The following is an 898-nucleotide window of genomic DNA, read 5'->3' on the forward strand; positions in this document are numbered from 1 at the left end:
GGAACCACCCTGGCTCTCGTGGGATTCGGCTGCTCAGAAGCCTGCCGATGTCACCGGCAGAGCACTCTCCAGGAGCGAGACCGAACGCTTCCGCTCGGGAAAACTGGTCAACCTCTACGGCCAGGCCTGGCCAGTCCACGATGTCAACGACTTCCCGTTGTTGCCCGGACACGGGACGCCGGACGAGATCACTTACCGATACCTTCCCGCTCCCACCGACTCGGCGACGTGACGTCCTCTGGTAGTACATCGCGGGCCGCCTGGCCCCTGCCGCGGACGAGGACGCCCCGGAGCCGCTGAAGGACGCCTTCGCCTGATCAACGGTGGCCGCGTCCGGTCCCGCAGTGGCCCGGCCGCTGAAAATCCGCGAGCCAGCTTCCGGCTCGGCTGGCACGCTAGCGCTCATGGCCACGCCCCCGACCCCCCCGACAACGACTCGCCGCACTCCAGCGCTACTCAGCCTTGAGCGGCGAGGACTTCACCGGCCAGAACCTGGCCTCGGCCAGGACTTCGCAGCTGCGATTCACCCGATGCTCGTTCGTAGAGGCCGACCTGCGTCACGCCAGCTTGGACGGTTGTTCGTTCAAGTTCTGCGATCTGAGCCGTGCTGACCTGCGCGGAGCCTCACTGCGGGGAGCGCACCTCGCTGGCTGCGATCTTCGCGACGCGGATCTGCGCGGTGCGGATCTCACGGACGCTGTCCTCGGCCGAGTCAACGCCGGCAGGCCGCCATACGGCCTCACCGATATCACCGGAGCCCGTCTCAAGGGAGCGATCCTGCGCGACGTCCAACACGACGACGTCATCGGTTGGCAGTCTGCCAACAACATCGCGTAGACCCGAGCCCGGACCTCCCGCAGACAAGAGACAAGATCACGATCTAGAGCTGGAGTACTAA

General features: G+C 65.9%; 2 protein-coding genes. Both read left to right on the forward strand.

Translation table 11 applies throughout. The features are described 5' to 3' along the window. A partial coding sequence (locus LMU33_RS40805) for a hypothetical protein (protein ID WP_228627164.1) occupies positions 1–232 on the forward strand: 232 nt, incomplete at its 5' end. Positions 233–462: 230 nt separating this feature from the next. Continuing rightward, positions 463–837 carry a pentapeptide repeat-containing protein gene (locus tag LMU33_RS40810; protein ID WP_228627166.1) on the forward strand — a complete coding sequence of 125 codons (375 nt, stop codon included), beginning with the start codon at positions 463–465 and terminating at the stop codon, positions 835–837. Positions 838–898 lie beyond the last annotated feature (61 nt).

This window comes from Streptomyces barringtoniae, from assembly GCF_020819595.1.
GTDB classification, from domain to species: domain Bacteria; phylum Actinomycetota; class Actinomycetes; order Streptomycetales; family Streptomycetaceae; genus Streptomyces; species Streptomyces barringtoniae.